The sequence below is a fragment of the Motilimonas eburnea genome (genome assembly GCF_021295345.1).
Taxonomy (GTDB): domain Bacteria; phylum Pseudomonadota; class Gammaproteobacteria; order Enterobacterales; family CBDFNC01; genus Motilimonas; species Motilimonas eburnea.
In genome coordinates this window covers 101,602-127,135 of record NZ_JAIMJB010000005.1, presented here as the reverse complement: position 1 = coordinate 127,135, position 25,534 = coordinate 101,602, and the positions used below count along the sequence as shown (strand labels likewise).

The 25,534-nt window shown below is 47.1% G+C and carries 30 protein-coding genes; 16 read left to right on the top strand and 14 right to left on the bottom strand.

Annotated elements, in window-relative coordinates:
* The first annotated feature begins 129 nt into the window (after positions 1–129).
* Positions 130–1,002, top strand: coding sequence for an aldo/keto reductase (locus K6Y21_RS06570; RefSeq protein WP_233070983.1), 873 nt, complete (start codon positions 130–132; stop codon positions 1,000–1,002).
* 241 nt (positions 1,003–1,243) lie between these two features.
* On the top strand, positions 1,244–1,783 hold the full coding sequence (locus K6Y21_RS06565) for a hypothetical protein (protein WP_233070982.1): 540 nt from the start codon (positions 1,244–1,246) through the stop codon (positions 1,781–1,783).
* Between the two features lie 121 nt (positions 1,784–1,904).
* Here the strand turns inward: K6Y21_RS06565 and K6Y21_RS06560 are convergent, their stop codons facing one another.
* The gene (locus tag K6Y21_RS06560) at positions 1,905–2,960 is read right to left on the bottom strand and encodes an alkene reductase (RefSeq protein WP_233070981.1); all 1,056 of its coding nucleotides are present in this window, start codon (positions 2,958–2,960) and stop codon (positions 1,905–1,907) included.
* A gap of 135 nt (positions 2,961–3,095) precedes the next feature.
* On the opposite strand from K6Y21_RS06560, the gene K6Y21_RS06555 reads away from it, so the two are divergent.
* Positions 3,096–3,677, top strand: coding sequence for a TetR/AcrR family transcriptional regulator (locus tag K6Y21_RS06555; protein ID WP_233070980.1), 582 nt, complete (start codon positions 3,096–3,098; stop codon positions 3,675–3,677).
* Positions 3,678–3,699: 22 nt separating this feature from the next.
* Entirely contained in the window at positions 3,700–4,086 is a 387-nt protein-coding gene (locus tag K6Y21_RS06550; RefSeq protein ID WP_233070979.1) for a tautomerase family protein, read from the top strand.
* A gap of 110 nt (positions 4,087–4,196) precedes the next feature.
* On the opposite strand, the gene K6Y21_RS06545 is transcribed toward K6Y21_RS06550, so the two are convergent.
* Positions 4,197–4,919, bottom strand: a complete 723-nt coding sequence (locus K6Y21_RS06545) for an oligogalacturonate-specific porin KdgM family protein (protein ID WP_233070978.1) — start codon at positions 4,917–4,919, stop codon at positions 4,197–4,199.
* Between the two features lie 237 nt (positions 4,920–5,156).
* Between K6Y21_RS06545 and K6Y21_RS06540 the strand changes: the two genes are divergently transcribed.
* Positions 5,157–6,053 (top strand): LysR family transcriptional regulator, encoded by an 897-nt coding sequence (locus K6Y21_RS06540; protein WP_233070977.1) that lies wholly within the window; start codon positions 5,157–5,159, stop codon positions 6,051–6,053.
* 25 nt (positions 6,054–6,078) lie between these two features.
* Here K6Y21_RS06540 and K6Y21_RS06535 read toward each other — a convergent pair whose 3' ends face one another.
* The gene (locus K6Y21_RS06535; protein WP_233070976.1) at positions 6,079–6,594 is read right to left on the bottom strand and encodes a GNAT family N-acetyltransferase; all 516 of its coding nucleotides are present in this window, start codon (positions 6,592–6,594) and stop codon (positions 6,079–6,081) included.
* 202 nt (positions 6,595–6,796) lie between these two features.
* On the opposite strand from K6Y21_RS06535, the gene K6Y21_RS06530 reads away from it, so the two are divergent.
* On the top strand, positions 6,797–7,513 hold the full coding sequence (locus tag K6Y21_RS06530) for a hypothetical protein (RefSeq protein ID WP_233070975.1): 717 nt from the start codon (positions 6,797–6,799) through the stop codon (positions 7,511–7,513).
* A 143-nt stretch (positions 7,514–7,656) separates the two neighbouring features.
* Here K6Y21_RS06530 and K6Y21_RS06525 read toward each other — a convergent pair whose 3' ends face one another.
* Positions 7,657–8,463, bottom strand: coding sequence for a hypothetical protein (locus K6Y21_RS06525; RefSeq protein ID WP_233070974.1), 807 nt, complete (start codon positions 8,461–8,463; stop codon positions 7,657–7,659).
* 332 nt (positions 8,464–8,795) lie between these two features.
* Here K6Y21_RS06525 and K6Y21_RS06520 point away from each other — a divergent pair, with 332 nt between their 5' ends.
* From K6Y21_RS06520 to K6Y21_RS06510, 3 genes are all read left to right on the top strand, one after another.
* On the top strand, positions 8,796–9,998 hold the full coding sequence (locus K6Y21_RS06520; protein ID WP_233070973.1) for an efflux RND transporter periplasmic adaptor subunit: 1,203 nt from the start codon (positions 8,796–8,798) through the stop codon (positions 9,996–9,998).
* A 2-nt stretch (positions 9,999–10,000) separates the two neighbouring features.
* Positions 10,001–13,204: an efflux RND transporter permease subunit gene (locus K6Y21_RS06515; RefSeq protein ID WP_233070972.1), complete on the top strand. Its 3,204-nt coding sequence runs from the start codon at positions 10,001–10,003 to the stop codon at positions 13,202–13,204.
* A 96-nt stretch (positions 13,205–13,300) separates the two neighbouring features.
* Positions 13,301–13,828: a P-loop NTPase family protein gene (locus tag K6Y21_RS06510; protein ID WP_233070971.1), complete on the top strand. Its 528-nt coding sequence runs from the start codon at positions 13,301–13,303 to the stop codon at positions 13,826–13,828.
* A gap of 112 nt (positions 13,829–13,940) precedes the next feature.
* Here the strand turns inward: K6Y21_RS06510 and K6Y21_RS06505 are convergent, their stop codons facing one another.
* The 3 genes from K6Y21_RS06505 to K6Y21_RS06495 are packed head-to-tail and all read right to left on the bottom strand — an operon-like array spanning position 13,941 to position 15,525.
* Positions 13,941–14,147: a DUF3565 domain-containing protein gene (locus tag K6Y21_RS06505; protein ID WP_233070970.1), complete on the bottom strand. Its 207-nt coding sequence runs from the start codon at positions 14,145–14,147 to the stop codon at positions 13,941–13,943.
* A gap of 10 nt (positions 14,148–14,157) precedes the next feature.
* A complete protein-coding gene (locus K6Y21_RS06500; protein ID WP_285229724.1) occupies positions 14,158–15,066 on the bottom strand; it encodes a DMT family transporter in 909 nt (302 codons plus the stop codon).
* A 48-nt stretch (positions 15,067–15,114) separates the two neighbouring features.
* The gene (locus tag K6Y21_RS06495) at positions 15,115–15,525 is read right to left on the bottom strand and encodes a bactofilin family protein (protein ID WP_233070969.1); all 411 of its coding nucleotides are present in this window, start codon (positions 15,523–15,525) and stop codon (positions 15,115–15,117) included.
* A gap of 159 nt (positions 15,526–15,684) precedes the next feature.
* Between K6Y21_RS06495 and modA the strand changes: the two genes are divergently transcribed.
* Genes modA through modC form a run of 3 tightly spaced genes read left to right on the top strand, consistent with a single transcriptional unit; the run spans position 15,685 to position 18,254 of the window.
* On the top strand, positions 15,685–16,437 hold the full coding sequence (gene modA, locus K6Y21_RS06490) for a molybdate ABC transporter substrate-binding protein (protein ID WP_233070968.1): 753 nt from the start codon (positions 15,685–15,687) through the stop codon (positions 16,435–16,437).
* 18 nt (positions 16,438–16,455) lie between these two features.
* Complete coding sequence (gene modB, locus K6Y21_RS06485) at positions 16,456–17,151, top strand: molybdate ABC transporter permease subunit (RefSeq protein WP_233070967.1); 696 nt, start codon at positions 16,456–16,458, stop codon at positions 17,149–17,151.
* Positions 17,148–18,254, top strand: coding sequence for a molybdenum ABC transporter ATP-binding protein ModC (gene modC, locus K6Y21_RS06480; protein ID WP_233070966.1), 1,107 nt, complete (start codon positions 17,148–17,150; stop codon positions 18,252–18,254). Before modB ends, modC begins: the two co-directional genes overlap by 4 nt.
* A 1-nt stretch (position 18,255) precedes the next feature.
* Here modC and K6Y21_RS06475 read toward each other — a convergent pair whose 3' ends face one another.
* Positions 18,256–18,690, bottom strand: a complete 435-nt coding sequence (locus tag K6Y21_RS06475) for an MAPEG family protein (protein WP_233070965.1) — start codon at positions 18,688–18,690, stop codon at positions 18,256–18,258.
* Positions 18,691–18,909: 219 nt separating this feature from the next.
* Between K6Y21_RS06475 and K6Y21_RS06470 the strand changes: the two genes are divergently transcribed.
* The 3 genes from K6Y21_RS06470 to trpB all read left to right on the top strand — a co-directional run bounded on the left by K6Y21_RS06470 (position 18,910) and on the right by trpB (position 21,086).
* On the top strand, positions 18,910–19,320 hold the full coding sequence (locus K6Y21_RS06470; protein WP_233070964.1) for an NUDIX hydrolase: 411 nt from the start codon (positions 18,910–18,912) through the stop codon (positions 19,318–19,320).
* Positions 19,321–19,389: 69 nt separating this feature from the next.
* Positions 19,390–19,695: a hypothetical protein gene (locus K6Y21_RS06465; protein ID WP_233070963.1), complete on the top strand. Its 306-nt coding sequence runs from the start codon at positions 19,390–19,392 to the stop codon at positions 19,693–19,695.
* Positions 19,696–19,862: 167 nt separating this feature from the next.
* Complete coding sequence (gene trpB / locus K6Y21_RS06460) at positions 19,863–21,086, top strand: tryptophan synthase subunit beta (protein WP_432757979.1); 1,224 nt, start codon at positions 19,863–19,865, stop codon at positions 21,084–21,086.
* 76 nt (positions 21,087–21,162) lie between these two features.
* Here trpB and K6Y21_RS06455 read toward each other — a convergent pair whose 3' ends face one another.
* From K6Y21_RS06455 to K6Y21_RS06430, 6 genes are all read right to left on the bottom strand, one after another.
* On the bottom strand, positions 21,163–21,786 hold the full coding sequence (locus tag K6Y21_RS06455) for an HD domain-containing protein (protein WP_233070961.1): 624 nt from the start codon (positions 21,784–21,786) through the stop codon (positions 21,163–21,165).
* A gap of 128 nt (positions 21,787–21,914) precedes the next feature.
* Positions 21,915–22,313 carry a VOC family protein gene (locus K6Y21_RS06450; RefSeq protein ID WP_233070960.1) on the bottom strand — a complete coding sequence of 133 codons (399 nt, stop codon included), beginning with the start codon at positions 22,311–22,313 and terminating at the stop codon, positions 21,915–21,917.
* A 44-nt stretch (positions 22,314–22,357) separates the two neighbouring features.
* Positions 22,358–23,167: an AraC family transcriptional regulator gene (locus K6Y21_RS06445; protein ID WP_233070959.1), complete on the bottom strand. Its 810-nt coding sequence runs from the start codon at positions 23,165–23,167 to the stop codon at positions 22,358–22,360.
* A gap of 72 nt (positions 23,168–23,239) precedes the next feature.
* Complete coding sequence (locus tag K6Y21_RS06440) at positions 23,240–23,719, bottom strand: GNAT family N-acetyltransferase (protein WP_233070958.1); 480 nt, start codon at positions 23,717–23,719, stop codon at positions 23,240–23,242.
* A 238-nt stretch (positions 23,720–23,957) separates the two neighbouring features.
* Positions 23,958–24,212, bottom strand: a complete 255-nt coding sequence (locus K6Y21_RS06435) for a hypothetical protein (protein ID WP_233070957.1) — start codon at positions 24,210–24,212, stop codon at positions 23,958–23,960.
* A 147-nt stretch (positions 24,213–24,359) separates the two neighbouring features.
* Complete coding sequence (locus tag K6Y21_RS06430) at positions 24,360–24,491, bottom strand: peptide deformylase (RefSeq protein ID WP_233070956.1); 132 nt, start codon at positions 24,489–24,491, stop codon at positions 24,360–24,362.
* A gap of 71 nt (positions 24,492–24,562) precedes the next feature.
* Between K6Y21_RS06430 and K6Y21_RS06425 the strand changes: the two genes are divergently transcribed.
* Entirely contained in the window at positions 24,563–25,510 is a 948-nt protein-coding gene (locus K6Y21_RS06425; RefSeq protein ID WP_233070955.1) for an AraC family transcriptional regulator, read from the top strand.
* Positions 25,511–25,534: the final 24 nt, after the last annotated feature.

Genomic DNA, 25,534 nt, shown 5'->3' with positions numbered 1-25,534 from the left:
CGTTAGAAACGAAGATGATGTGGTTATTGTTTGATATAGCGAATAGTTTGTTTGTTAAAGCCCCTTCAATTCGAAGTGAGCGGGTAATAGCATGTCAGGATGAACCCTAGATATTGAACCGAGGTTGTTATGAGTCAAAGTGAATTTTCGTTTGCATCACCATTAGTGCAAGGTTACTGGCGCATGGCGCACTGGGAGATGACGGCGCAGCAGCGTTTGAGCTTTATTAAGCAGCATGTGGAATTAGGGATGAGCTGTGTTGATCACGCCCCCGTGTATCAAAGTGAAGCCCTGTTTGGTGAAGCGTTAGCCCTAGAGCCGAGCTTGCGCCAACAGTTACAAGTGATTTCCAAATGCGGCATTATTCCAGGTCAAGGTGACAAGGTTGCCCATTACAATAGCTCAAAGGCAGAGATTATTGGCTCGGTTGACAATTCACTGCGCAATTTGGGCGTGGAGAAACTCGACTTATTGTTGATCCATCGCCCCGACATTTTAATGCAAGCCGATGAAGTGGCAGAAGCCTTTAATCAGCTTCAAGGAGCGGGCAAGGTTGCCCATTTTGGGGTGTCGAATTTTAATACAGCCGATTTTGACTTGCTGCAGTCTCGCTTAGATGCGCCCTTGGTAACCAATCAAATTGAAATTAATCCCCTTAATCTGCAAGCCACCGAAGACGGCACCTTAGCGCAAATGCAGCAATATAAAGTGCGCCCGATGGCATGGTCTTGTCTTGCTGGTGGTCAGTTGTTTAATGGCGAGTCTGAGCAAGCGCAGCGCGTGAGACAAACCTTAGCCCAAGTGGCCCAAGAGATAGGAGCAAGCTGTATCGATCAAGTCGCTTACGCTTGGGTAATGAAGCTACCCGCGAATCCTGTGCCTATTATTGGCAGTGGCAAAATCGAGCGGGTGAAACTGGCGCTACAAGCCCTTGAACTCAATCTAAATCACGAACAATGGTATCGCATTTGGACCGCAGCCAAAGGGCATGGGGTGGCTTAGGTTCTCACTCGTATTTATCGCCCCATTATTGGGGCTCCCACAGGGCTGTCTATTACTCTGATTTGAAAGGACGAAGCGGAGTTGCTGTAAAATCTGCCGAGATAGACATCAGCGTGATGTGATGCACAAGTCACTTAATACCTTTCCCTTATCATTCCTTGATTTTTTGGTTACAATCCCGCCGATATGATTGATTCATTGGTATTGATTTAACACTTTGTAAATTAAGAGGGAACATTTAATGAAGAAGTTGGTTGTGGTATTGGGTTTGACGTTTGGTCTGGTGGGCTGTGCTTCCACGCAAATAGAAAGTGCAACGCGTGGTGCGGTAAGTGGTATTTTGGACGCCACAACGTCTTCTTCAACAACAAGTACTGCGAAATCTGTACCGACGATTGGCGATACCACTATCTCTACTAGCGCTAAGCAGGGGAGAGTAGACGTTAAGACTCACCGAGCATCCCGCACGAGTCGTGATGTTGGGCAAGTGATGGTTGTGGAAGTGGTTGCTAACCCTCAAGGGTTAACTAAGATTGCTTATCGCAATTCTGTTCATCTCGACAGTGGTGGTAACTTGAAAAGTCACGCGCGTATCTACCCAGTGTCACCAGAAGGTTTTTTAATCGATGACGATGTGTTTTTCCAAAATGGCGACAAAAAAATTGTGAACACAGGGAAGTACTATGTGAAAGCGAGTGCAAGTGACACCAAAGCCTACGCAACGGGTGAAGTTGACATCACACGTGGCAAAACCAATATCATAGATGTGGTTTTGGAATAATTTTCCTCGATAAAGCTCTGCTCCTACCAAGTTTTTATCGCCCCATCACTGGGGCTTCCACAAAAGTGGCTTGTAGGAGCAGCAATCATGCTGCGATTATTAAATCGCGAATTGGTATGTGTTACACCAAACTCATCAACATTTCTTCTGAGTATTCAACTAGCTCTTTACCCTCGCGTATGCGGGCCACGTAGTCGGGATTAGCGATAAACGGGCGACCGATGGCGAGTAAATCAAACTTGTTTTCCGCAATCGCGGCACTGCCCATTTCTGCGGTCAAGCTGCCCACGCCGACTAAGGTTTTGCTATAGTGGGCGCGAATATAGCTAGATACACGGCCGCCGAGATAATCAAACTCTAATGCATCATCAAAAATGCCAACGTGAATAAAGGCTAAGTCACGGCTTTCTAATTGCTTGAGTAGGTAGTCAAACACGGCGCGATCCCTTGGGTCGCTTGGCATATTAAAATAGGCACCCGGCGATAGGCGTAGTGCGGTGCGTTGATGACCGATTTCAGCGCAAATCGCATCGACCACGGCTAAGGGGAAACGCGCCATGTTTGCTGGGGTTTGGCCATATTCATCGCTGCGCTGATTGCTGCCGTGATGTAAAAATTGGTCAAGCAGATAGCCATTGGCGCCGTGAATTTCCACACCATCAAATCCTGCTACCATGGCGTTAGCCGCAGCTTGGGCGTAGTCTTCAATTAATTGTTCAATATCTTCATGGCTTGCCGGCGTCGGGGTTTGGTATTCCAGTTCACGCATGCGCGGTACTGTGCCTTCAACGCCAATGGCCGACGGTGCCATCACGGCATCACTGCCGGTGACATCGCGATAAAAGTGCGGATGCGCAACACGGCCGGTATGCCAAAGCTGAGCAAAAATCTTCCCGCCTTTTTCGTGTACCGCTTGGGTCACCTTCTTCCAGCCCGCTACTTGCTCTGCAGTAAATAGACCCGGAGTATTGGGGTAGCCTTGGCCGTCGGGGCGAATGATCACGGCCTCTGAAATAATCAGTCCGGCATCGGCACGGCGAGCGTAATAGTCGGCCATGGCTTGGGTTGGGACTAGATTATCATCCGCCATACAACGAGTTAATGGTGCCATCAAGATACGGTTGTTTAGGGTGATGGTGTCATTGAGTGCGAAAGGTTGAAAAAGATTGTCTGTCATTGTGGCCTCAATCAGGAAAAGTTTTTGAATGCTCATTCAAGATAGTGCTATTTGAATGATCGTTCAAGCATTATTTTGAACACTCATTCAAAATTAAGTACACTGCATTCATCAAGGATTACAAGAGCAGAACCCATGAGAAATGCTGAATTTGATCGTGAAAAAGTGCTGCGCAGCGCCATGACTGCCTTTATGGAGAAGGGATACGCTAAAACCAGCATGCAGGATCTCAAAGCGGCAACCGGATTACACCCTGGCTCTATCTATTGTGCGTTTGACAATAAACGCGGCTTGTTGCTGGCAGCATTGGAGCAGTATCGTCTGGATCGCAGCGTTGAGTTCGAGGCGTTTTTTGCGGATGGCAGACCCGTATTATCTCAGTTAAAAAGCTATCTGGATGATTTGGTGCAACAGTGTTTAAGTTGCGATAGCAGCCAGGCGTGCCTGCTCACTAAGGCGTTAAATGAAGTCGCCGAACAAGACGCTGAAGTGCAGCAAATCATTGCCGATAACCTTGCCCGCTGGCAGGCCGCGTTAGAACAAGTCCTAGTGCGCGCAGCGACACAAGGGGATCTCACCTCAGGCCGAGACAGTGCCCATTTAGCGCGGTATTTAGCGATGGGCATTTATGGTTTACGCACTTTTGCTCATACCCACCCGGGTGCTGATACGCTGCAAGCGCTGGCAGATCAGCTATATCACGATATTTGCGCTTAACCCATTAGCAAGGAAGCGGACAATGATTGTTATCTACGGTATCGATACCCAATTGAACCCGATTAAGGCCGAGCTTTCCAATGTGATCCACGGCGTAATGCAAAGCGTGTTAGGGCTGCCCGAAGACAAACGGGCGCATCGTTTTATCCCCATGGATAAGAGTGATTTTTACGCGCCCGGAGGCCGCTCCGATGCCTACACTGTCATCGAAATAAACCTGATGGCGGGACGAGAAATCGCTACCCAAAAACGCCTAATCAAAACCTTGTTTGCCGATATTGAGCGCCAGCTGGGTATTAAGCCTGTAGATATTGAAGTGATCATCAAAGAGCAAGCACCTTATCAGTGGGGATTTCGCGGCATGACGGGTGATGAAGTCACCGACCTAAGCTATTCAATTAAGGTGTAGCAAATACAAAAAAGCCCCTATGCATGGCACAGGGGCTTATTATTAGCTTGGTTTACGACTCTAGGCTAGAGGCAGAGCGTAAATCATGACTAATTCTGTTGTTTCTTCGTTTAGAAGCCGTAAGAAGCACCAATAACGAAAGCGTTGTTAGGTGTGACACCGTCTAGGTTGCTACCTTGGTAACGGTACTCAGCGTAAGGTTGTACACCGTTACGTGTCCATGTAGCGCGGAATTCGTGGTCTAAGCCTTCAGAATCAAGCATGTATACGTTGTTGTATTTAACGCTTAGCGGCATATCTTTAAAGGTGTAAGCGATGGCGTTATCCATGCGAACATCATCTAGCTTGCTGCCATCTTTAGCATCAAAGTGCCAACGCGTACGGTTAGAGATAGAGATACCGTTGTCGAAATCGTAACCGACCTTAATCAAAGGACGGTATTGAATGCTGTCGCCGTCAGCCAATACATGGTGGTAACCACCTGCAATCCATAGACCATCGCCTAAGAAGCTGTTGCTGTCAAAGCGGTAAGATTGCTCAATACCTAAGGTAGTGTAAACAGGTGAATTGGCATTAACACCATTGCTTGGGTTGTCACCGAGGTGGATATTGTCAAACTCCACTAATACTGTGGTGCCAGTGCGGAACGTGTGGCCCGCTTCGATAGTTGATGTTACTGCAGAACCGTGGAAATCTTTACGGTCGTGCATTTGCACATTACCTGTGATGTATGAAGAGCCAGCGGCAGAAGTCACGACTTCGGCTTCCTCAGCAAATACTGCAGGAGCGATGGCGAAAGAAGAACATGCAAGTGCTAGAGTTAATTTTTTCATTGTATGAGACCTTTTGAAGTTAAAACTAATTATTCGGTCTACTTAATCCATGTAGAGAGGCGGTGTTTGTTGCGGCTCTATCCTTGAGGCGTTTTATGCTCTGTATTGACAGGGTTCATAAAAGCGAAAACAGCGTCCATCAGCAGTCGTCCTTACTGAATTACTGACAAGTCTATGGCTAAATTTTCAATCATGCAATACAATTATGTTCGGGTTTTCCTAGCGTGATAAAGAGTTATGGCTTCAATAGATCAAATCAATGCGTTTATCGCGGTATATGAAACAAAAGGTTACAGTCCCGCAGCCAAGCAATTAAACAAGAGCAGAACCACGGTAAGAGAGTTGGTGATGACCTTAGAAGATCAGCTTGCGTTGGTGCTGTTTGAAGTGGATGGTCGTAAAGTTATCCCCACCGTCGACGCGCAAAAGCTGCACTTTCAAGCAAAATTACTGCAATCCCATTTAGCTTCATTTAATGAACTGGTCGACTCTATTCACGCTCAAGAAGAAGCCAGTTTTACCATCTTGTACGACCCCATGCTAAACCCAGCGTTGATCGTTGAATTAACGGCTGAACTGAGCCAAACCTTTCCTCGCTTAAAGCTGGATTGGCAGGTGGATGATTGGAACAGTGCGATGAAAAAAGTGGCTTCTGGCGAGGTTGATTTCGCCTTTATGCCGAACAAAAAAAGCAGTTTTAGTGCGATTAAGATTGATGTGAAATTTCTGGGCTTTCAATCCTATGGGTTTTATACCTCAGCCACAGGCTTACTAAGTGAAAACGCGATGATAGACAAGCTTATCTTGCGACAAGAGCCCCAGGTGCTGCATCAAAATATTGTGCGCAATGATGAAAATGTGGAATACATGCGAATTTCCGCCAATTATATTGCGGTAATGAATAATGACGAGCTATGTCGCACCTTAGCCAAGGTCGGCTGGGGTTTAGTGCCCCATTGTTATGCTAAACCCTATGTTGACATGGGCCTGATTAAGCCGTTCACCACCAATTTATTATTAAACGAATACAAGATGTCCATCGCTGCTTACTATGCCCCCGCGATCACCCGAGGCCCAGTGATGGCGCATGTGCTCAACATCTTGCCTGAGTTAGCGGCGAAGTATTATAGCTAAGGTGAGTGAATGGCGAGGCGCTAAGCTAGTGGCGGTCAAAGGTCAGCTTCATTTCAAGGTCTGTGATGGTGTGGTCATGAAATATCTCAGTGGCTTCGTGGCCGGTAGGCTTAAAACCCAGTTTGGCATAAAATTTTTGCCCCTGATGGTGAGTGCTGAGCACGTAAAGCACTAACTCTTTGCAACCTGTGGATTTTAGTTCATCGGAAATGGTTGCAATGAGCTGCCTGCCGATGCCTTGGTTCACCATACTAGGGGCCACATAAATCGATCTCAGCTCTTTTAGGTCATGGTTATCTTGGTTAGTGAAACTCGGACCATAATTGATGAAACCGACCACCTCGTTATCTTTTTCAGCGACATACACGGTCTCAACGGAGGTTGCGTAAATATTGCTCCACATTCGGGCTCTGCGCTCCAAGGTGTATTGCTCAATATATTCAACCGGCAGCTGATTGGCGTAAGTGGCTTGCCAAGAATCGAGGTGAATAGTTGCGATAGCCTCGATATCGTCTTTTTGCATTTTTCTTATTTTAATCATATTTTTAACTTCATGGTTGATGCTGGATAGGGCAGTTTAGCACAGCAACTGGCGTGAACTAGCTGTCCTAGAGTAATCCTCGTACTTCCTTACAAAAGCCCCTTCCATTCTTACAATTGCTAACACTCAACTTGATTAAAAAACGATATCTTTTCCTTACTGAACATTAACCAAATGGATAACGCAAAGGAAGGATAGTCAGATGCAACTCAGTCGGTTTGAAGTCATAACAAAGAGTTTGTTATTAGTGTTGTTAACCCTAAGTGCTTTAGTGCTCAGTGCATGTGGCTCGAGTGGGTTAAAAGAAGACGTGAAAAAAATCACCCGTAGCAAGGCTGATATTAGCTTTGTGAACACCACCTATGAGGTGGTGGCGTTTTATGCTAAGCATGATGATCCTCTGGATTCGAAAGATCAAGAATATGTATTTAATAGCCAGAATCGCCGATTTAGTCAGGTCGATATCGGCGACATGGCGACCTATGAATACACCTTTCAACCGCAAAAAAAACAGTTGCACTTAGGTGTGCAAGATAGCAACAGCCAAACCCGACAAGGTGTAGGCCATGTCGATCTGGATTATAAAGTAAAGCAAAGCAAGCCAGTGTGGGCGGTCGCTTGGTTGCAAGGGGAGGCTTATAAGATAACGGCGTTTGCGAAGCGGGTGGATAACCAAGATGCGGTTTATCGGGTTCGCATCTTCAGCCACCATAACCTGCCTGTCTATTTAAACGGTGCAGATACGGTGAGCTTTAACCTAGAACAAGGCAAAGTCAGCGCCATGGTCAGTGTAAACAACTGCGCCACCGGTCTAAAGGTAGGCGAGCACAGCCTAGATCTTTGCCAAGCCAGCTTAGGCAAATCTTATTTGATGGTGGTGAATAATACTGGCTTGCTCAGCTTGCAGCCCGAAGCTTAAGTGTTCCCGAGTCACTAAGGAGGCGATATGGGGTTTAATATTCGACTATGGAAGGGCCTGATGGCTTTATGGCTGCTGGTGGCCGTGTTTATCCTGTACCAATTTCTATCGGCGATGCAGGTGTTTGGTTAAGCCATGATATTTTAAATACAGATAGATGAAGGCAAGCTGCCTTGATCTATCTCATTATGGCACTGATGACATTGAGCCGCTTCTTGTTGTAAAGGGTATAAGCAGCGAGGGCAATGTAATTGGCCAAATGCGATTTCATTGGCCAGCGTTAGTTGTTCAACAAAGGTTTGGCATTTCAGGTTGTCGGTAATGTGTGTGGCGAGCATAGTTTGCCATTCATCGAACAGGGTTTGGAGTAAGTTCAGGGTTTCTTGCTGGGTAATCGTTTGGCTCAATGTGGCACAGGTTTTACACCAATCATAGAGGCCGAGCTTATCTAGGTAATAGCCGCAAAAAGAGCCAAATTGTACATCGACCCTAAAATCGTGGCGAAAACCGAAATAGGCAACGCCCTCAATTAGCTTATCCATCGGGATAAGGGCGTTTTGCAATAGCAATTGGCGACAAAGATGATGCTGATTAAAGCCTAGTTTGCGCGCTCGGTTTGGCCAATCGGCAAGAGCGACGGCAATGCCCTCATTGAAAGCCGCAATGGGATGAAAATTTAAAATCGTGTTAACTAACCAATGGATGTGTTCATGTTTTAGCTTGTCGAATAATGCAATTGGGCAACCGTCCAAGTGAGCCGCGCCTATGGTGACTTGCTTGTCATAGTATTGGCATGGTTTACCTTCACCTATGGCGGTGGCGGGCCAAGGGGTCGTTTTGATTAAGTCGCCATAGTTAGCCATTAAATCTTGATGTAATTGTTGGTTTGCTTGGGTCCAGGCTGTTAATGCTTGATTTGATATGGCTGGCGTCGATTGCGGCTTAACCATGTTAGCGCCTTGATATTTTTGTTTTTAATGCCTGAACAATATCTCGCTATTTGTGAGATTTACTTTGATATTGGTCAGAAAGTGACTTAAAAACATTGCTTTAGTGATATTGATAAAATACAGCGTTACTTGGGTTTACACCTACCAATAGCAATAGAGTTATAACGGTTGTAGCGTGGCGAGCTCATCAAATGAGCTCGCTAAGGTTAATTGTGAAGCTTATTAAAACGCTGTTTTCGCTACTTGAGAACCCGCTCTTGAGCCGTAGAATGACTTAATGGCTGTGTACCGTATTCAGCATGGCGGATGGATAACTCTTTAAGGACAAGGTTTTGAATAAGCTTAAGATAATTTTACCTATCGTGGTGTTAGGGTTAGGCATTGCAGGTTATATGGGCCTCGCTTCTTTGCAGCAACCGCCGCAGCAAAAGCCGCCGGAAACCAAATTGGTGCAAGTCAGTGTGGTTGAAAACCAATTTCAGCCGATGACCCTAACGGTTGCCTCTTACGGTGTGGTTAAAGCCAAGTATGAAACCGATTTGGTGGCGCAGGTGGGCGGTGAGCTAACTTATCTTGCCCCTGAGTTTATTCGTGGTGGTTTGGTGCAGCAGGGCCAAGTGCTTGCCAAGATTGATCCCAGTGATTATGAGGTGGCGTTAATTCAAGCCAAAGCCAATGTGGCTGCCGCTAAAGCTGCGTTAGTACAAGAAGTGGCTTATGGTAAGGTGGCTAAGGAGCAATGGTCAGATATTAAAAGCAAATTACCAACCGAGTTGAGCCTGCGTAAACCGCAATTAGAGCAAGAAAAAGCCCGTCTAAAGTCAGCCGAGGCCAGTCTCAAACAAGCTCAGCGTAACCTTGACCGCACCGTGATCCGTGCGCCTTATGACGCATTAATTGCTAGTCGTCATATTGGCCCTGGTGGTTATGCTGCGCCTGGTGCGTTATTGGGCCGTATCTTAAGCACCGAGTTTGCTGAGGTGCGCTTACCGCTAGCACAACAAGAATTTAATTTCTTAGACAATCAAGGGATGGGCGCCCAAGTGCTGTTGACCTTAGGTCAGGATATTTTCCATGCCAAGGTGGTGCGCAACGAAGGCGTCATCGATGATTCCAGTCGCATGGCCTATTTGGTGGCCGAAATCCCCGACCCTTATGGTCGCAGCAAGGGGGGGGCTAGCTTGCCCTTTGGTAGCTATGTGACAGCCGAAATTGAAGGTATCAACGCGGGTATGGTGAGCGTGTTGCCGCGTCATTTGGTGACCGACGGCAAGGTGGCGGTATTAACGCCGGAGCGTACTTTGGCTTACCGTGATGTTGAAGTGCTGCGCTTTAATGCCGGTGAAGCCGTGATCACCGCAGGTTTAGAGCAGGGCGATAAAGTGATTAACTCGGCACTCGATTATGCCTTACCGGGCATGCCGCTCGATTGGGTCGATGATCCTGAGCGCGGTGCAGAGCAGGTAGAGCCAAACCCTGAGCCTGACACTAAGCTCGCGGGCGATGCCGCCAGTGCGACGACGGTAGAGGGCTGATCATGCTAGATACCAACAAAGGGATCATTGCTTGGTTTACCCGTAACAGTGTCGCAGCCAATCTGTTAATGATCATGATTGTCGTCGGTGGTTTGCTCACAGCGGGCACGATACGTAAGCAGTTCTTTCCGCAAATCGAAGTGAATTGGATCAAGTTCACCGCTGCCTTACCCGGTGCCGCGCCACAAGAAGTGGAAGAAGGCATCATCACCAAATTTGAAGATGCCATCGAGCAAGTGCAGGGTTTAGAGCGCGTTATCGCCTATGCCAACTTGGGTTATGCCACCACTTATATCAAGGTCAATGACGACTATGATGCCAGCTTAGTGTTGGACGAAGTGAAGGCGGCGTTTGATAGCGTGTCTAACTTTCCAACGGAGATGGAAGGCCAGCAAATTGAGCGCATTAAGATGCGCCAAGATGTCATGTATATCAGTTTGTTTGGCGATCTTTCCCCGCGTGAGTTGAAGCACACAGGTAAGCTGATTTTTGATGAAATCCGCCAACTGCCGGGCGTGAGCATTACCGAGTTTTACGGTGGCTTGGAGGATGAAATCTCCATTGCCTTGAGTAAGGACAAACTCAGAGAGTACGGTTTAAGTTTCAATCAAGTAGCCAATGCGGTGCGTAGTCATTCCGGCAATATGTCGGCGGGTGGCATTCGTGCGCAAAATGGTTACATTAATTTACGTGTTGCCAATCAAGCCTATAGCGCGGCCGATTTTGGCAATATTCCCTTGCTGACTCACCGTGATGGCTCGGTACTCACCTTAGGTGATGTCGCCGACATCACCGATGGCCTAGCCCAAGGCCTACATTATTCGCGTTTTAACGGCCATAACTCGGTCACCTTTTACGTCGGCGCCGCCGAAGATCAAAGCCTGAACGTGGTGGCCGATACGGTTAAACGTTATATCGAAACCAAGCAAACTCAGTTACCTAAGGGCCTTGAGCTAGCGCCTTGGGTAGACATGACATACTATCTTGAGGGCCGGTTAGAGCTCATGCTCGACAGCATGAAAAGTGGTGCCGTTCTGGTGTTCTTGATGTTGGCGTTATTCCTGCGGGTGCGCTTAGCATTTTGGGTGATGATGGGGTTACCGGTTTGTTTCTTGGGCACCTTATTCTTAATGCCCTTGAGCATGATAGACGTCACCATTAACGTGGTGAGCTTGTTTGCCTTTATCTTGGTATTGGGTGTGGTGGTAGATGATGCCATCGTGATGGGCGAAAGTGCCCACAGTGAAACCCAGCGTCATGGCCATCATATTGACGCCGTGATCAGCGGGGTAAAACGCGTGGCCATGCCCGCGACCTTTGGCGTGTTAACCACGATTGCAGCCTTCTTGCCTTTGGTGCTCGATGACGGCCCGACTGCCGCCTTTGGTCAAGCCATCGGCTATGTGGTGATCTTGTGTTTGCTGTTTTCCTTGGTGGAATCTAAGTTAATTTTGCCTGCCCATTTGGCCGCAATGAAACCGCCGAAGCAAGTGCGTCCCGGCTCACGTAATCCGCTGGACTGGCTAAGGCTGCTGGTAAACTGGCTGCAAGCTAAGGTCAATCTGGGTCTAAATTGGCTGATAACCGATGTTTATCGCCCTTGTTTAACTCGTGCGGTCGGTTACCGCTATACCTTGATCATGTTGTTTATCAGCCTGATTTTAGTGTGTGCGGGTTTGTATCAAGGCGGCGTGGTGCGCTTTGTCGGTCAGCCGAAAATCCCTCATGATTTTCCAACTATCAGTTTGACCATGAACGCCGATGCTTCGGAGCAAGCCACCTTAGACATGGCGCTAAAAATCGAGCAAGCCTTGAAGCAGGTGGACCAAGACCTTGAAGCCGAGTTTGGCCAAGTGATGATTTCAGACATGCAGGTGGACTTACGTGGTCGCACGCAAGCCGAAATCTTGGTGCGCTTGGTTGAGCCAGAGCTAAGACCCATGAACACCTTTGCCTTGGCTGAGCGCTGGCATCAAGCCATCCCGCCCTTGCCGGGGATGAAATCCTTGACCATAGAAGACAACTTATTTGGTAATGAGCGCGATGATGGTGATATCAGCTTTCGTTTACAAGGCTCAGATCAGCAACAAATGGATGCGGTGGTGGCCAAGCTAAAACAGCATTTAAATAGCCTAGCCGGGGTTAACAATGTTAACGACAGTAGCCAAAGCCACAGTCAGGAAGTGCTGTTTACCCTTAAACCGCAAGCTCATAGCCTAGGCTTAAGCTTGGCGGATATTGCCATTCAGGTGAATCAAAGCTTTTATGGCTTAGAGCTACAAAGGGTGATCCGCGGTGGTGATGAGGTGCGTGTTATGCTGCGTTATCCCGAAGATCAGCGAAATAGCATCAGCCATGTTAACAAGGTCTTGATCCAAACGGCTCAAGGAGTGCAAGTGCCCTTGTCTGAGGTGGCGCAGGTGAGCTTTGTTGATGGCTTAAGCCAAATTCGCCGTGAAAACGGCCGTCAAACCGTCAGCGTGTGGGCGTCGGTGGATGCCAGCCAAGCCGAACCCTTTAAACTGGCGCAAGATGTACGCGATAACTTCCTGCCACAATTATTGTTGCAATACCCTAGGGTCAGCACCGAAGTGGCGGGCAGCATAGCTCAGCAAATTGAGAACACCAATGAACAGCTGCGTAACTTCGCCTTGTCTATGCTGTTGGTTTACGCTTTACTCGCCATCCCATTAAAGTCTTACGCTCAGCCCTTGATGATAATGGCGGTGATCCCGTTTGGCATTATTGGCTCGGTGGCGGGCCATCAACTTATGGGTATAGATTTAAGCTCGTTATCCTTGTTTGGCATTATTGCCGCGGCAGGGGTGGTGGTGAACGACTCGCTGGTGATGGTGGATGATATTAACAAGAATCGCCATGGTGATAAGTCTTCAGGGCCATTGGCAGAGCCATTGGCTGCGATTGTCGTGGCCTCGGGCTGCCGACGTTTTCGCGCTATTTTGCTCACCTCGCTGACCACCTTTATCGGCTTAACGCCGATCATGATGGAAACCAGCATGCAGGCGCAAATGGTGATCCCAATGGCGGTCAGTCTAGCCTACGGCGTGCTCTTCTCAACCGTGGTGACCTTGTTCCTGATCCCTTGTTTGTACTTGTTTATTGACGATATCAAACGAGTTGCGAGGCGTATTCGTGGCATTAAGCCAGAGCAAAATCAAGAAGATGGGTTGTTAGAGCGTCAATGATTTAAAATCGCCCCTACAGGGAATGAAACACCTGTGGGTGGCGAGCTTGCTCGGCGAAGATGGGTGTTTGAAGACTTATTAGTTAACAAGGGAAACATGAATCGTATTAATGTCATCGGCAGCAGTGCTTCTGGGAAGTCGACTTTTAGCCGGCAGTTAGCAAAAAAGATGGCGATACCCTACATAGAGATGGATGCCATTTTTTGGTTACCTAATTGGCAGCAGCCCAGTGATGAAGTGTTCTTTACTGAGTTAAAACAGGCGCTAGCACCAACCGCTTGGGTGCTTGATGGCAACTATAATCGCTCCGTCCCAATCAAGTGGGAGCAGGTTGATACGGTTATTTGGCTGGATTACAGTTTGGCTCGCACTGCTTATCAATCTATTACCCGTGCACTTAAACGCAGTATTTCAGGCAAGGAACTATGGCCGAATACAGGCAATGTGGAAACGTTTAAAAAATCCTTTTTTAGTAAAGACTCGGTGATTTTATGGAGCTTGCAAAATTACCATCACAACCGGCGGCGTTATCTAAAGGTAAAAACCGACCCGCAATTTGCACATATTAAATTTGTGCACTTAACTAGCCCGCGACAAGCGCAGCGCTATATTGAACAGCAATAATGTTTGCCGAGGTGCTTTGTGGGAGCTGTATTAATACAGCGAAACAGCGCGTTAACTGATGGTTATTCACGATTTAAAAATCGCTCCTACTGGCGAACCTAAGTCGATCAGTTTAGAGCTGATCTTTCGGCGCACCTTCATCGCACTTGATGCAATTTAACTTATGTCCCAGCATGGTGTTGCGACCTGCTGTAGTCAGTACCCAAGGTCGCATTTGCCAAGGTGGGTCGTGTCTAACATGCTGAAAATGGCCGCAGCTTAGCTCGGCAACCCAGTGTGCTTCTTCATCTAAATGATAGCCACAAATAGCTTGTTGCATGGTGTTTTCCTTAGCCTTGTCGTTTGCGATTGAGCCATTGCTGAGTCAGCAAAGCGGTAATAATTAAGCCTAAGCCAACTAAGGTTGAGGTGTAGATAGGCTCACCTATGATCCAGTTGAGTAAGAACAACGAAGCAAACGGCGACACGAAAATCAAATTGCTGATACCGGCGGTGTGCTCGGCGTACTTCATGGCATTCAGCCAACATACAAAAGCCAGTCCCATTTCAAATATGCCAATATAGATAGCGCCTGCCCAGCCTTGCCAAGCACTGAAATCAAACTCACCCAGATAGCAATTTGCGGCGATGATAAAAGGCAAACTCAAGATAAAACAAGCGAGTAAGGCAGCTATTGGATCGCCATGTTGGCGCGTGTTTAAGATCCAATACAGGGCCCAAAGTAAGGTGCTGGCCAGCGCTAAGGCAACACCTAAAGGATTGTTAAAATCCAGCGCTAATAAATCGCCTTGGGTGGCGATCACTAATACCCCGCCATAGCCTAATAAAATGGCCAAGCCGTCGGCTTTAGACAACTTTTGCCCTAATAAGGGGACGGCGAGCAAGGTAAGGCTAATAGCCCAAGTGTAATTCAAGGCTTGCGCCTGTTGGGCGGGTAATAAATCGTAAGCTTGAAACAGTAGCAAGTAATAGAACAAAGGATTAATTAAACCAAGCAGCAACATCAGCTTACCTTGTTGCTTGATTAATAACACTACATTGGGCAGTTTGTTTTGCCACCAACAGATGCCCGCAAGTAGCACTATGCTGGTTAGGCTGGCGACCAAAATCATCTGGACCGGGCTGAAATAGGCCAAGGTCACTTTAAAGGCTGTTGCCACGGTTGACCACATGGCGACGGCTGCCAACGCAAAAAGCACGGCCGTTTTTTGATTTTTGACTAGGGGAGATGGTGACAAAATATAAGCCCAACGATAGCACTGTGTTGGGCAGGATATCAGGCTAAATTAAGCTTTGGCGACTTTTTTATCTTCTTTGCTGCTTTTATCTTTATTGCTTGATTCGAAGTCGACTACTTTCTTATCGGCATCTTTTTGCTTGCGCACGCCAAAGAACTGGCCGCCCTTGTCGATGCGAATGTCGGCACTGAACAGTTCCCCGCTAACCACACCTTTGTTTTCAATGTTTAAAATATCGCAATGAACTTCGCCCTCGATATTGCCGGAAACAAACACTTCATTGGCTTTAAGCACACCCTTAAGGATACCGTTGCGGCCTAAGGTGACATTGCCTTCACAGGTGAGAGTACCTTCAACCGTACCATTGATCATCACCTCTCCTTGCAGGTTTAAGTCGCCAGTGATGGAGCAGTTTTCTGAAATATAGGTTAAGCCTTCTTCTTTCGTCTTTTTAAACATGTGCTTATTTTCTTTGTTTGATTTGTGAGAGAGGCAACTAGCTTACAAAGTGAGCTAAATTTAGGCAATCGACCAAGTTTAAAAGTGAGGTATAGTTAGGGTTTTCATAAATGGCTGGGCTTGCTTCGCAATAAGGTTAATTAAACCGTGATAAAACAAATGGCTAAGATATTCATTTTGCTCATTGCAGGGGCTTTTTCGGCACAGGCTGAGCCGATTAAGGTATTGGTTGCTGCATCACTGCAGCCAGCTATGACGCAATTAGTAAGCCTTTATCAGCAACATAATCCCGAGCAAAAAGTGGTGTTAATTGTGGGGGCTTCTTCGGCATTAGCCAGACAAATAGAGCAAGGCGCGCCGGCAGATATTTATGTCTCAGCTAATCAGCGCTGGCTGGATTATTTAAAGCAAAACACAGGCCGCGTGCAGCAGTACGCAAGCCTAGTAGGGAATAAACTAGTGCTGGTGAGCAAAAAAGCACACCCGAACTTTAATATTAAGCAGCTTGCAGATTGGCATCATACGCTCGCAGGCCAGCGTTTGGTGATGGCTGATCCTCAACATGTCCCAGCAGGTATTTATGCTAAGCAGGCGTTGGGAGCCTTGGGGTTATGGCAGGACTTAGCTCAGCAGGTAGCTTATGCTAAACATGTCAGGGCCTGCTTGGCCTTAGTGGAGCGAGGTGCTGCGCCACTGGGAATTGTTTATGCCAGTGATGCCCATTCTTCCACTCAGGTGCAGGTGATTGCCAGTTTTAGTGATGACAGCCATGACGCTATTATTTACCCTGCTGCGCGGTTATCCAATTCGGTTGAAGCTAATGCATTTTATCAATATTTATGGTCTGAGCCTGCGCGGGCCACTTTGCGCGAATTTGGGTTTACCGAGCTTAAAACTGAGCCGCAGAATTAAATAGGAGGCCATGTACTCGTGCTATTAACCGAATTAGAAAGCCAAGCCTTATTACTTAGCCTAAAAGTGGCAGGGGTAGCCGTGATTGCCAGCTTGCCTTTTGGCTTATTGGTGGCTTGGCTGCTATCTCGCTATCAATTTTGGGGTAAGCGCTTGTTAGACAGCTTAGTGCATCTGCCCTTGGTGTTGCCGCCTGTCGTCACGGGCTATTTATTATTGGTAAGTTTAAGTCCGCAATCTCCCCTAGGAAGTTGGTTGCAAACCCACTTGGGGCTGAGCTTTGCTTTTAGTTGGCGCGGCGCCGCGTTGGCCGCCGCGGTGGTGGCGTTTCCGTTAATGGTGCGCTCGCTGCGATTGGCATTTGATCATGTTGATCCTAAGTTAGAGCAGGCGGCGCGCACCTTAGGGGCGGGGCCGGTTAAAGTGTTCTTTACTATTACCTTGCCACTGATTTACCCCGGTTTACTGGCGGGTGTGGTGTTGGCATTTGCGCGCAGCTTAGGAGAGTTTGGCGCCACTATTACCTTTGTAGCGAATATTCCTCAAGAAACACAGACCCTGCCACTAGCCATGTATAGCTTTATTGAAACCCCCGGCCAAGAATTTGCCGCTGCTCGGCTGTGTATTTTGGCTGTGGTGCTGGCCTTGTCGGCCCTGTTTTTCTCGGAATGGCTGCTACGCAGAGAACAAACTAAGCGTGAGGTGGCAGCATGAGCCAAGTTTCTCAGCTAGTGCTGGCTTGTGAAAAGCAGCTAGGCAGCTGCCAATTAGCACTCGATTTAGATTTGCCCATGCACGGGGTGGTGGGGTTATTTGGATTATCGGGAGCAGGCAAAACCAGTGTGATCAACTTAATCGCGGGTTTAGTGAAGCCTGATTCGGGTCGGATTGAATTTAATCAAAAGGTGTTTGTTGACCGCCAACAAAGGCGGTGGTTGCCGCCGGAGCAAAGGCGTATTGGCTATGTGTTTCAAGATGCGCGTTTATTTCCCCATTACACGGTGCAAAAGAATCTGGTTTACGGCCACAAAACCACCGCCGACAGTGAGCAAAAAATTGCCAAAGTGGTGCAGTTATTGGGCATAGAGGCCTTATTACAACGCTATCCCAATGAGTTGTCGGGCGGGGAGAAACAGCGTGTGGCCATTGGCCGCTCCTTGTTATCTGAGCCTGAACTCTTGTTAATGGATGAGCCGCTGGCCTCGTTGGATGAGCCGCGCAAGCAAGAGCTGATGCCTTACCTCAAAGCGCTATCGCAACAATTTAAGCTGCCGATTATTTTAGTGAGCCATAACCTTAATGAAGTGCTGCAATTAGTTGATTATTTGGTGTTAATGGCAGACGGCAAGGTGCTACAACACGGCCCCTTGGAGCAAGTGTGGAACAGCGAACCAATGCGCCCTTGGCTAGGTGAGCGTGAGCAAAGTGTGTTGCTCAAAGCCAAGGTGGCGAAGGTGGCGGATAACCACGGTATGCTGCCCTTGGCATTAGATAATGAGGCAAGCGAGCCGGCATTGTGTTTATGGAGCAGTGGTCATCAGTTACCCGCCGAACAAGAAGTACTGGTTAAGATCCGCGCTGGCGATGTGGCGCTGAGCCGAGTGCGGCCAACAGCAACCAGTATGCGAAATGTATTGCCCGTGACCCTGATTGAATTCGAGGAACAAGACCAACAAGTAGAATGGCGCTTGGCCGTGGGCCAACAACAAATAAAGGCGCGCATCACCTCTTGGGCGCAGCAAGAAATGCAGCTGCGACCCGGTGAGCAAGTGTTCGCCTTGATCAAGGCCATCAACCTGATTGGGGTAGCGAAGTAGCTTAAAGCAACCGCATCGCAACCAAGATAAATACCGCGATATTACAAACAAAACCTAACATAAAGAAATAGCTACGCGGGCTAGGGTTGCGCTCGGTGGCAATCACGTAATACAGCACCATGTGGATGATACGCGCGATGGCATACAGCCACACCCAAATCGCCAGCCAAGTTGGATTAACCCCAACAAGAATGGCGAGCAGCGCAGGGGCAAACATCAATAGGGTGTTTTCAAGGGAGTTGTGAAAGGTGCGATGGCTGCGAAACACAAAAGATTCATGACCAAGACGCTCATCTAGCATTCCCGGGATATATTTAGCTTGTTTACGATGGGCGGCAGTCGCTATGGCGGATTGCACCAACACGGTAAATAAAATCAGCCACATTCCCCAAAGACTAAGGTGATAGGTGGCTAGCATGGGCTCAAGTGCGGTCATAAAAAATCCTTGTTATGAATAATTAAATAATAGCTAAGTTACGATGTTGTCATATCCTTGGTTCATTGTGGCTTGATATCTTCCTTTGTGGGAGTTGCAGTCTTGTGGGAGCTGCAGTAATGCAGCGATAAATGGGGACCAAATCGCACCATGACTGGTGCTCCTACCTGCTCCCAGTGGTTTGGCTTATCATTAAATGTTCATTTTGGAGTTAAGTTTATGCAACACGATATTTATCCCTGTTCGTCTTTTTTGTTGATTAAAGATGGCCAGATTTTGCTGGAAAAACGCGCCGAACATAAGGCGTGCGACCCTAATTTGGTCGCCATCCCCGGTGGCCATATCGAGCAAGGTGAATCGCCAGAGCAAGCCTTGATACGCGAAATTAAAGAAGAATTGGGTATCAGCGCGCTGCAATATCAGCATATCTGTTCGCTCTATCACCCCAGTACCGAGTTGCAGTTAATTCATTATTACGCCGTGCTAGCTTGGTCGGGTGAGATAAGCGCATTGGAAGCCGATGCCGTGTATTGGCGTACCTTTGCTGAGGCTGAGCAAGAGATCGATACACCAGCCGATAAGCTGGCTTTGGCTGAGTTTTTAAGGCTGCAAAATTTAGTGATTAAGTGATACCGATAATTTCGCTAATAAGTTAATGTAAGGTGATGTTTTAAAAAACTTTGATGAGTCTAATTAGTTATGTCGAAAATCATCTTTATCATTTTACCCATACTGGTTTCGGTAGCCGCTTCTGTCGCTGGATTTCTGTTTTCTTTTAATGACTTAAACGAAGTTTCTTTTTTAAACGCTCGCACCGATGTGATTGAAGCCGGGGTGATTTGGGGCATCTTTATTGGCTTACTTTCTGTGCCTGCAATTTTTAAATATCACAAGGTTGAAGTGCGCACTCAACATCCAGTGAAAATATGGCTGCTGTTATCTTTACTCGCCCTGATTTGCCTTGTCATTAATCCCATGCTGTTTTATCTATCACAAGTCGCTTAGCTGAATCACTTAAGTCAGTCTGGCATCTTAGCCATTTGTTTGGCTTCCTTAACTTGGGGTAGCACAAAAATATGCCCAAGCTAACAAATCTCTAAAGTAGTCATACTTTTATTGTGGTTTTGTCGTTATAACAAGACATCGCTTTTCAATATAAGGACATGACGAAAATGGAAAATACCTTTCAACATCCGCAGCCTAACGCACAGGGCTATTTTGGTGAATTTGGTGGCAGCTTTATTCCTGAAGAGTTGCAAAAAATCATGGATCAGATCAGCGCGGCTTATGATGAATGTAAAAATGATCCTGAATATCGAGCCGAGCTTGCGCGTTTATACAAGCACTTTGTTGGTCGACCAAGTCCGATTTTTCACGCGCAAAATTTGTCGCAAAAATACGGTGCCGATATCTACCTAAAACGTGAAGATCTCAACCACACCGGCGCTCATAAAATTAATCATTGTCTAGGTGAAGCCTTGCTGGCGAAAAAAATGGGCAAGAAGAAGCTGATTGCCGAAACGGGAGCGGGCCAACATGGTGTGGCATTGGCAACCGCCGCGGCATTAGTGGGCCTAGAATGTGATATTTACATGGGCGAAGTGGATATCAAAAAAGAACACCCGAACGTAGTGCGAATGCGCATACTTGGCGCGCGAGTGATTCCTGCCACCCATGGCCGCAAAACCTTAAAAGAAGCGGTAGATGCTGCGTTTGAAGCTTATATGACAGATCCCATCAGCCAAATTTATGCCATTGGCTCTGTGGTTGGCCCACATCCATTTCCGGCCATGGTGCGTGATTTTCAATCCATTATCGGCAACGAAGCCCGTGAGCAATTTCAGCAAATGACGGGTAAATTACCTGATAACTTAGTGGCCTGTGTCGGTGGTGGCTCGAACGCCATGGGCTTGTTCAGTGCGTTTTTAGCCGATAAAGACGTCACCTTATATGGCGTTGAACCTTCGGGACGCAGCTTAGAGCCGGGTGAGCATGCTGCTACTTTAACCTTAGGTGAGCCGGGTATTATGCATGGCTTTAAGTCTTATATGCTCAAAGACAGTGAAGGTGAGCCGCAGCAGGTTTATTCCGTGGCCAGTGGTTTAGATTATCCATCGGTTGGACCACAACACGCCTTCTTAAAAGAGTCTGGTCGTGCTAATTACGTACATATCAGTGATAAAGAAGCCATTGATGCTTTTTTTGAGCTGTCTCGTATGGAAGGGATTATCCCCGCTATCGAATCGTCTCATGCCATTGCTCAAGCGATTAAGCTGGCCCAACAAGGAGAGAAGGGCACTATCTTAGTTAACCTTTCGGGTCGAGGTGATAAAGACATCGACTTTGTGGTTGAAAAATACGGCCCAGAATACGGCATTGAATCCTTGCTGAGTTAGCACTTACGAAGTTAGCAGGCTTTGTTTGCTAAGGGGAGATAACAATGGCAGCCAGATCTGGGCTGCCATGATGGTTTTAGTGGTGATTCGTTTTTAACCTTTCAATGGCGCATCTAATATTCTCACGAGCCGCGTTTTCATATTGGCTAATAAAGCGGTCTAACTTGTAAATCTGCCCAGTGGCTAAGAAATGTGCGAGGATTTCTGCTCGTTTTTCTCGGTATATCGCTTCGGGCACCATGTGGTATTCCCGGCGAATATTTTGTTCAAATTCATCATAGGTGGCGGGCGCTGAGCCGAGGATCGCCAAATCGATATCAATAATCAGGTTAGCATCTATGAGGGTTGATTTTTCATGGTGTTGGGTTGCCATGATCAGGTCAAAGATACGCTGAGTGCCGGCTTCAGCATATCCCTTACTCTGCACAAATTGTTTGGCCCAACGGGCGCTATCGAGCTCGTTACTGCTTGACGGTATGTTGTAAATGGCGTCATGAAACCAGATAGCAAGTTCAAGCTCGGCGGGTTGCTCGGCAAGATGTTTAACCGAATCAAAGTGCGCCAGCATGGCATTGATATGCTTAACCGTGTGGTAGAAGCGTTGGGGCTCCGAATAGGCTTGGTAAAGCGCGTGATAACAGTCAATGGCAGGCTCGAATCCCATCGCCTGCATCAGTGCGATCCATCTGTCTTCGTTCATGCGTCCATCCTAATAGAATCATATGATTAAGTGATGAGCCTACCTACACGGCAGGCATAAGTTAACTAACTCAGAGCCATTTTACGCCTTATTTTATCAAGGGTATTGTGCGCTGGGATGATTTTTGTCTAATTACCTGACACTTCAAGGTGTTGAACCACATCGATACGAAAGCCGGCGGGATCTTGCAACATAAAGTGGACTTGCCCCCATGCTTCCTGTTTTAGCTCCATTGCTATGGTTAAATTCATTGCCTGTGCCTTGGCATAGGCTTTTGCGGCATTGTCTACTTCTAGTGAGATCACATAGCCATCGGGCGACATAAGTGGCTGCAGAAACTCAGGTTGGCTGGCATGATTGGGTAGCAAAAATCCGAGCTGAACCCCAGAGTTTGGTGACACCAAATGCAGATAAAAATCAGCATCAAAAAACACGGCGTTAAAGCCAAATACGGATTCATAAAACGCCTTAACGGCGGTTAAATCATTAGTCACCATGACTGGGAACATCGCATTAATTTCGATCATCTCTTCTCTCCTTAAACGTAGGTTTGGACAGGGGAGATTATTGTTTAATTAGCCATGGGAGCATTGTACAAAACGGACATCTTTTGAAATTGGGTGGGCGTGAGTCCGGCCAAGCGTTTAAATTCGCGAATAAAGTGAGACTGGTCGAAATAATAATCTAGGTATGCGGTGTTGTGCTTTTGCATGTTCATCGCGTTCAAGGTTCGTTGAAAGCGCAACACCCGAGCAAAGTCCTTGGGAAGCAACCCTAGATGCTGTTGGGTTAATCTTCTTAGTTGACGTGCCGAGACGCCAAATTCGGCACATTGCTTATCCGAAAGGTCGAGATTGGCGCCCACATTGGCGTGACAATATCGAATGTAGTTAGCCAATCGCGGATCAACCTTGGTCAGTTTGATAGCTGACAGTAGAACAGCGGATAACTGAGCACAGCGAGTATCAAAGCTCGCCTGTTCAATCGACTCAAACACCGAGCAAACCAGCACTTTGGCTAACAAATCTTGCGCTCTTACATCGCTTGCTTGGCCCCATTCGCCCAATGGCGTCGTCATCAAACCGTGATGTCCTAAAATGCGAAAACGAATACCAAAAAAACAAGCAGGACCTTCAAGACGAAATAAGGCAGCTGAAAGAAAAGGCGGGATCAGAAAATTATCTTCAAAATAATCTAGGTTGATGATCCAATCAACACAGTTATCCGGCACGCTGTGGTACCAAAATTGGCCCTTAGCAACATTGAGTTGCCAATAGGACTGAACCCAACGATTGAGCGGGGGTAAGGGGGGTTGCGTTTGATAGGCACCAGCCAAAGCGACTTGCCCTTGTACTGGTTGATAATCTAAGTCTAACAACATACGAGTATCGCCTTACTGAGCCAGACCCTCATACTCTCATTTTGGCAAATCGATGCCAAATGATGTGAGCAACTAGCTGGCAAAGTCCAAAAGAGCATCACCGGTGAGGCGATAGATAACCCACTCATCTTGGGGCTTAGCGCCGATAGATTTGTAAAAATCAATTGCAGGCTCATTCCAGTCTAATACACACCACTCAAAACGCCCGCAATTCTTGGCGACGGCTAGCTTAGCTAAATATTTCAAAATGGCCTTACCTGCACCAATACTGCGATATTCAGGTGAAACGTAAAGGTCTTCCAAGTACAGCCCATTTTTACCCAACCAAGTGGAATAGTTGTAGAAATACACCGCAAAACCGACTGGCTCTCCATTTACTTCACATATGATTCCATGAGCGGTTGAATCAGCAGAAAATATGCTCTGTTCGATAGCTGCAATGTTTGTTTTTACTTCATGGGCCAATTTTTCATAGGTGGCTAACTCGGTGATGAACCTTAAGATGGTTGCTGCATCTTCGATTTTAGCTTGTCTTATTTCTATTTTATGCATTTATCAGTCTTGTAAAGTAAAGTCGCAAACATGGCTAATCATTTGAAATGTAATTAAATTTAATGCTAGTTGGTCTCGCCCGTGGGCTCTCCATTGCGACAAAAGTAATTCGATAAAATAGATATGATGGCGGAGCAGGGATTAATCAAGTACAAAGGTGAATATGTTTGCAGGTGATGAGCTAGGCTGGCAAATATTGGAGAACGCCAGAAATGACAGCCTAGGTCTTGTATTGAGATTAATTTGCGCTAAAGCCTAAAACCGCGGCAATACCGCCCACAATAAGATGCCAGCTGGCCAATCCTGCCAGTTCATCTAGGTTAGCAATTTTAAATTTTTCAAATGCTTGTGTCGAGGTTTCTGCCTTCACCAAGTCTCCGGCAATCTCAAACCCTTGCGCAATCAACTGATCTTTTTCCTCGGCAAAACTTGGGCTATTAATGTCTAGAGGCAGTACAGCATCTTGTTTTACATAAAATTCAAATGTTTTCATTTCAGTTTTCTCGCATGTTTTGATATAGGCGAGATTGCCATTAAATAAAATATATGTCACTGGCATTGTGATGATTAGCTTGCGGCGGTTTCAGCTTGGTATTCGCACTCTTGATTGCAAAACTGCTTAACGAAAAGCCCTGCGCCGTTATCTATCACTTTCAATGGTCATTTGCTGTCTCTGGCGATCTAAAGCTGAGACCACAACCGAGCTAAAGTGCTCTACATCGGCATAATGTTCAGGCACAGATAAACAACCTGCTTGGTCCGACAAAACCATAAGCTTTCTGTTGCCGTTATGCTAGCCTTTGTTATCAAATATCTACATTACCATCAAATAGTTAGCTTGTTATGTCTTATTCCGATCCCCTTAGTCAGTTTATTCAACGTCTTGCTCCTGAGATAGACGTGTTTACTCAGATACAACTGCGTGAGCCATGGGGGCTGACTCAGCGACAAGGTGAGCGGGGCAGATTTTGTTACTTGCGTCGTGGACGTTGCGTGGTGGAGGTGGTAGGTGAGCCTAGTATTGAGTTGCAACAAGGCCAAATGGTGCTGCTGCCTTATGGCGACGCATACCGCGTTAGCAGTGAGCTGGGGGTTGGCTGTCAGTTTGTCAGCGAGCTGTTTGATGATAAGACGGCTGAACAAGTCAGCCAAAGGGTGGTGGGCGGTGAGGGTGAGCCGTGTGATTTGGTTTGTGGCGCCATTACCTTTGCCATGATCCAACATTGGGGCGTCGATACCAAGATGGCAAAGTTGCCCAAAATCATGGTGATCGACATTCAGCACAGTGAGCGACTCAGCCGCTATGTTGAATGGATTTATCAAGAGAATTCCCAGCGACCCCAAGGCTATCAGCTCGCCCTTAATCATCTACTCGATTTGATGATGTTGGATATGATCCGAGGATTACCGGCGCTGGATATCAACCCAAGTTGGTTGTGTGCGATTAACGACAGATACTTAACGCCCGCCGTGTTAGCGGTGCAGCAAGATTATCGTCGAGATTGGCGACTTGAAGAGCTGGCCGCGGTTTCTGCGTTATCCCGCTCTGCCTTTGCCGACAGATTTAAACGGATGACAGGCACCACAGCACAGCAATACCTACGTCAGTGGCGCTGTTTTATTGCCGCGCAAAAGCTGGCCGAAACCGACCTTTCTATTCAGCAGATAGCATTTGAATGTGGTTTTCAGTCCAGTGATGTGCTGATCCGAAATTTTAAACAGTTTCATCAAGTCACCCCTAAACAGTACCGGATCCAGCATCAGCAATTAAGATCGCCACGGCGCTCATAGCCGTTCTGATCAAAAAATCGATGA

What these genes read in the sequence shown, in the direction of transcription:
- K6Y21_RS06570 (WP_233070983.1), top strand. Translation starts at nt 130, where the DNA reads ATGAGTCAAAGTGAATTTTCGTTTGCATCACCATTAGTGCAAGGTTAC.
- K6Y21_RS06565 (WP_233070982.1), top strand. Translation starts at nt 1,244, where the DNA reads ATGAAGAAGTTGGTTGTGGTATTGGGTTTGACGTTTGGTCTGGTGGGC.
- K6Y21_RS06560 (WP_233070981.1), bottom strand. Translation starts at nt 2,960, where the DNA reads ATGACAGACAATCTTTTTCAACCTTTCGCACTCAATGACACCATCACC.
- K6Y21_RS06555 (WP_233070980.1), top strand. Translation starts at nt 3,096, where the DNA reads ATGAGAAATGCTGAATTTGATCGTGAAAAAGTGCTGCGCAGCGCCATG.
- K6Y21_RS06550 (WP_233070979.1), top strand. Translation starts at nt 3,700, where the DNA reads ATGATTGTTATCTACGGTATCGATACCCAATTGAACCCGATTAAGGCC.
- K6Y21_RS06545 (WP_233070978.1), bottom strand. Translation starts at nt 4,919, where the DNA reads ATGAAAAAATTAACTCTAGCACTTGCATGTTCTTCTTTCGCCATCGCT.
- K6Y21_RS06540 (WP_233070977.1), top strand. Translation starts at nt 5,157, where the DNA reads ATGGCTTCAATAGATCAAATCAATGCGTTTATCGCGGTATATGAAACA.
- K6Y21_RS06535 (WP_233070976.1), bottom strand. Translation starts at nt 6,594, where the DNA reads ATGATTAAAATAAGAAAAATGCAAAAAGACGATATCGAGGCTATCGCA.
- K6Y21_RS06530 (WP_233070975.1), top strand. Translation starts at nt 6,797, where the DNA reads ATGCAACTCAGTCGGTTTGAAGTCATAACAAAGAGTTTGTTATTAGTG.
- K6Y21_RS06525 (WP_233070974.1), bottom strand. Translation starts at nt 8,463, where the DNA reads ATGGTTAAGCCGCAATCGACGCCAGCCATATCAAATCAAGCATTAACA.
- K6Y21_RS06515 (WP_233070972.1), top strand. Translation starts at nt 10,001, where the DNA reads ATGCTAGATACCAACAAAGGGATCATTGCTTGGTTTACCCGTAACAGT.
- K6Y21_RS06510 (WP_233070971.1), top strand. Translation starts at nt 13,301, where the DNA reads ATGAATCGTATTAATGTCATCGGCAGCAGTGCTTCTGGGAAGTCGACT.
- K6Y21_RS06505 (WP_233070970.1), bottom strand. Translation starts at nt 14,147, where the DNA reads ATGCAACAAGCTATTTGTGGCTATCATTTAGATGAAGAAGCACACTGG.
- K6Y21_RS06495 (WP_233070969.1), bottom strand. Translation starts at nt 15,525, where the DNA reads ATGTTTAAAAAGACGAAAGAAGAAGGCTTAACCTATATTTCAGAAAAC.
- modA (WP_233070968.1), top strand. Translation starts at nt 15,685, where the DNA reads ATGGCTAAGATATTCATTTTGCTCATTGCAGGGGCTTTTTCGGCACAG.
- modC (WP_233070966.1), top strand. Translation starts at nt 17,148, where the DNA reads ATGAGCCAAGTTTCTCAGCTAGTGCTGGCTTGTGAAAAGCAGCTAGGC.
- K6Y21_RS06475 (WP_233070965.1), bottom strand. Translation starts at nt 18,690, where the DNA reads ATGACCGCACTTGAGCCCATGCTAGCCACCTATCACCTTAGTCTTTGG.
- K6Y21_RS06470 (WP_233070964.1), top strand. Translation starts at nt 18,910, where the DNA reads ATGCAACACGATATTTATCCCTGTTCGTCTTTTTTGTTGATTAAAGAT.
- K6Y21_RS06465 (WP_233070963.1), top strand. Translation starts at nt 19,390, where the DNA reads ATGTCGAAAATCATCTTTATCATTTTACCCATACTGGTTTCGGTAGCC.
- trpB (WP_432757979.1), top strand. Translation starts at nt 19,863, where the DNA reads ATGGAAAATACCTTTCAACATCCGCAGCCTAACGCACAGGGCTATTTT.
- K6Y21_RS06455 (WP_233070961.1), bottom strand. Translation starts at nt 21,786, where the DNA reads ATGAACGAAGACAGATGGATCGCACTGATGCAGGCGATGGGATTCGAG.
- K6Y21_RS06450 (WP_233070960.1), bottom strand. Translation starts at nt 22,313, where the DNA reads ATGATCGAAATTAATGCGATGTTCCCAGTCATGGTGACTAATGATTTA.
- K6Y21_RS06445 (WP_233070959.1), bottom strand. Translation starts at nt 23,167, where the DNA reads ATGTTGTTAGACTTAGATTATCAACCAGTACAAGGGCAAGTCGCTTTG.
- K6Y21_RS06440 (WP_233070958.1), bottom strand. Translation starts at nt 23,719, where the DNA reads ATGCATAAAATAGAAATAAGACAAGCTAAAATCGAAGATGCAGCAACC.
- K6Y21_RS06435 (WP_233070957.1), bottom strand. Translation starts at nt 24,212, where the DNA reads ATGAAAACATTTGAATTTTATGTAAAACAAGATGCTGTACTGCCTCTA.
- K6Y21_RS06430 (WP_233070956.1), bottom strand. Translation starts at nt 24,491, where the DNA reads ATGGTTTTGTCGGACCAAGCAGGTTGTTTATCTGTGCCTGAACATTAT.
- K6Y21_RS06425 (WP_233070955.1), top strand. Translation starts at nt 24,563, where the DNA reads ATGTCTTATTCCGATCCCCTTAGTCAGTTTATTCAACGTCTTGCTCCT.